Raw genomic sequence first — 3267 nt, 5'->3', positions numbered from 1 at the left:
CCTTCTTCACCGGCGCCTTCTCGACGGGCGCCTTCGTCACCGGCGCTTTCTTGACGGGCGCCTTCTTCACCGGCGCTTTCTTGGCGGGCGCCTTCTTCACCGGCGCTTTCTTGACGGGCGCCTTCTTCACCGGTGCTTTCTCGGTGACCGTCTTCTTGGCGGGCGCCTTCTTGGCGACCGTCTTCTTGCCCGCCGCCTGCACGGGCGCTCCGCCGAACACCTCTTCCAGCCTCGCCGCCAGCACCGGCGGATCCCAGTTGCCGCCGGACACGACCGCCACGACGCGCCCGCCCTTCGGGTCGTAGGCACCGGACAGCAGAGCGGCCACGGCGGCCGCGCCGGAGTACTCGGAGACCAGCTTCGAGCGCACGAGGAGCTGGGTCGCGGCGTCGACCATCGCCTCGTCGCTGACCGTGATCATGCCGTCCACGTACTTCATGGCGTGCGCCAGCGTCAGGTTGCCGGGCCGCACGGGCAGCAGGCCGTCGGCGATCGAGTTGGGTTGCACCGAAACCGGTTGGCCTGCGTTGAGCGACCGGCGCATGGAGTCGGCGCCTTCCGGCTCGACGCCGATCACGCGGCAGCCCGGATTGGCGCTCTTGAGCCACGCGGCGATGCCGCTGAGCAGTCCGCCTCCGCCTACCGGCACGAGCACCGCCTCCACGTCGGGCCAGTCCTGCATGATCTCGCGCCCCACCGTGCCTTGCCCTGCGATCACGTCGAAGTGGTCGAAGGGGGGCACCATGGTGAGCTTGCGCTTGTTGGCGATGCTCTCCGCCCTCTTGCGCCGCTGCTCGGACGTTGTGCCCCGCAGCACTACTTCCGCGCCCATGCGGCGGGCGCCCTCGACCTTGATCCCCGGCGCGTTCTCCGGCATGACCACGACAGCCGGCACGTCGAAGAAGCGCGCCGCCAGCGCCACGGCCTGGGCGTGATTGCCCGAGCTGTAGGCGATCACCCCCCGGCGCCGGATCTGCGGCCGGATGCGAGAAACCATGGTGTACGCGCCGCGGATCTTGAACGCGCCACCGAGTTGCAGGTTCTCGCACTTCAGACGAACGACCGCCTCCACCGTCTCGTTCAGCCAGCGAGCCGGCAGGAGCGGTGTGCGCACCACCACGGCGGGGAGCATGCGCGCGGCCTCTTCGATCGCTGCCGCTGTAACGAATGTGCTCATTCCGTCTCCTCCGCTGCGGCTCCGACCTCGGCGCCGGTGACCTCTTCCTGCGCCGCCGCGACGTCCGTGGATTCTTCTTCGATCTCGTCGTCCTCACGCGCCAGGCGGGCCACGTCCACCAACTCGTCGCCGTCGTCCAACGCCATCACTCGCACGCCCTGGGTGGCACGCCCGATAACCCTGATTTCATCGGCGCGCTGTCTGTTCACCACGCCGTTCCGGCTGATCAGCATGAGCTCGCCGCCCGGCAGCACTTCCTTCACCGCCACGATCTTCCCGGTAGCGTCCGTGATGCGGAAATTGAGAACGCCCTTCCCTCCGCGCCGCTGGAGCCGGTAGTTCGCCACCGCGCTGCGCTTGCCGCGCCCGCGCTCGGTAACGGTGAGGAGCGTGGCGTCGTCCGCTGTCTGCCGGCGCACGATCACCATGCCCACCACGCGGTCGCCCTTGCTCAGATTGATCCCGCGCACCCCGGTGGTCGCACGCCCCATCGAACGCGCGTCGCGTTCGTGGAACCGGATGGCCAGGCCGTTGTGCGTCGCCAGAATGACCTCATCGTCACCGTCGGTGATCTGCACGTCGATGAGGACATCGTCCTCGCCGATGTTGATGGCGTTGAGTCCCACGGTCCGCATGTGCTGGTATGCGGACAGCGGCGACTTCTTGATGACGCCGTTGCGGGTGGCGAAGAGCAGCGAGCGGTCATCGGAAAACTCACGTACGGGCAACAGCGCCGCGATCTGCTCGCTGTCGGCCAACGCCAGCAGGTTCACGATGGGTTTGCCGCGCGCGTTGCGGCCCGCCTGCGGGATCTGCCAGACCTTGAGCCAGTAGCACTGGCCACGTCGGGTGAAGAACATCAGGACGTCGTGGGTGCGTGCGCGGAAAACGTGCTCGACCCAATCCTCCTCCTTCGTGTTCATCCCCTGCAGGCCACGTCCGCCCCGGCGCTGGCTCCGAAACGTGTCCACGGGCAGGCGCTTGATGTAGCCCGTGCGGGAGACGGTGATGACCATCTCCTCGTCGGCGATCAGATCCTCCGTCGTGAGCTCCTCGAAGTCGCCGAGGATCTCGGTGCGCCGGTCGTCGCCGAACTTCTCCGCGATCTCCTCGAGCTCGGCTCGGATCAACTGGTAGCGGCGCTCCTCGCTGCCCAGGATGTCCCGCAGCTCCTCGATCGTGGCGCGCACCTCCGTCAGCTCCTCCTCGAGCTTTTCGATCTCGAGGCCGGTGAGGCGCGCCAGGCGCATGTCCAGGATGGCCTTCGATTGGCGCTCGCTCAGCCCGAAGCGCTCCCGCAGCCGCGCGCCGGCCTGTTCGGCGTCGCGCGAGCCGCGGATGACCGCCACCACTTCGTCGATGTTGTCGACGGCGATCTTGAGACCCTCGAGGATGTGCTCGCGCTCCAGCGCCTTCCTCAGGTCGTGCTCGGTGCGGCGCACGACCACCTCGTGGCGGTGGTCCAGGAAGTGTCGGATCAGCTGGCGCAGGTTCATCACGCGCGGCACGCCGTCCACCAGCGCCAGCATGATGGTGCCGAAGGTGGCCTGCATCTGCGTGTGCTTGAAGAGCTGATTCAGGACGATCTGCGGCACCACGTCGCGTCGCATCTCGATCACCACGCGCATGCCGTCGCGGTCGGACTCGTCGCGCAGGTCCGTGACGCCCTCCACGCGGCGGTCTCTGACGAGCGAAGCGATCTGCTCGATGAGGCGCGTCTTGTTCACCATGAACGGGATCTCCGTCACGATGATGCGCGGCTTGGCGCCTTCCTCCTCCTGTACTTCGGCACGAGCACGCATGACGATGCGGCCGCGGCCGTTGGTGTAGGCGTCCCGGATACCCGCGCGCCCCAGCACGAACCCCGCTGTCGGGAAGTCGGGCCCGTGCACGTGCTCCATGAGCCCCTCGGAGTCCACGTCCGGTTGCTCGATCATGCGCACGCACGCCGCGACGACCTCGCGCAGGTTGTGCGGGGGGATGTTCGTGGCCATGCCGACCGCGATGCCGCTGCTGCCGTTGATCAGCAGGTTGGGCACCTTCGCCGGCAGCACGGTGGGCTCGGTCAGCCGGTCGTCGAAGTTCGGCGC

At 67.9% G+C, this 3267-nt stretch carries 2 protein-coding genes and 1 pseudogene; 1 reads left to right on the top strand and 2 read right to left on the bottom strand.

Annotation, left to right across the window (positions count from 1 at the left end; genetic code table 11):
* The first annotated feature begins 50 nt into the window (after nt 1-50).
* The gene (locus ABFS34_16255) at nt 51-305 is read left to right on the top strand and encodes a hypothetical protein (protein ID MEN8376980.1); all 255 of its coding nucleotides are present in this window, start codon (nt 51-53) and stop codon (nt 303-305) included.
* A gap of 17 nt (nt 306-322) precedes the next feature.
* Here the strand turns inward: ABFS34_16255 and ABFS34_16250 are convergent.
* Both ABFS34_16250 and gyrA read right to left on the bottom strand, forming a co-directional pair.
* Nucleotides 323-1132: pseudogene (locus tag ABFS34_16250) on the bottom strand (threonine/serine dehydratase).
* 41 nt (nt 1133-1173) lie between these two features.
* Nucleotides 1174-3267, bottom strand: a 2094-nt coding sequence (gyrA, locus tag ABFS34_16245; GenBank protein ID MEN8376979.1) for a DNA gyrase subunit A, incomplete at its 5' end; no start/stop codon positions are given.

The organism is Gemmatimonadota bacterium (genome assembly GCA_039715185.1).
In the GTDB taxonomy this organism is placed as follows: domain Bacteria; phylum Gemmatimonadota; class Gemmatimonadetes; order Longimicrobiales; family RSA9; genus DATHRK01.
This window is presented reverse-complemented; position numbering and strand designations above follow the sequence as displayed.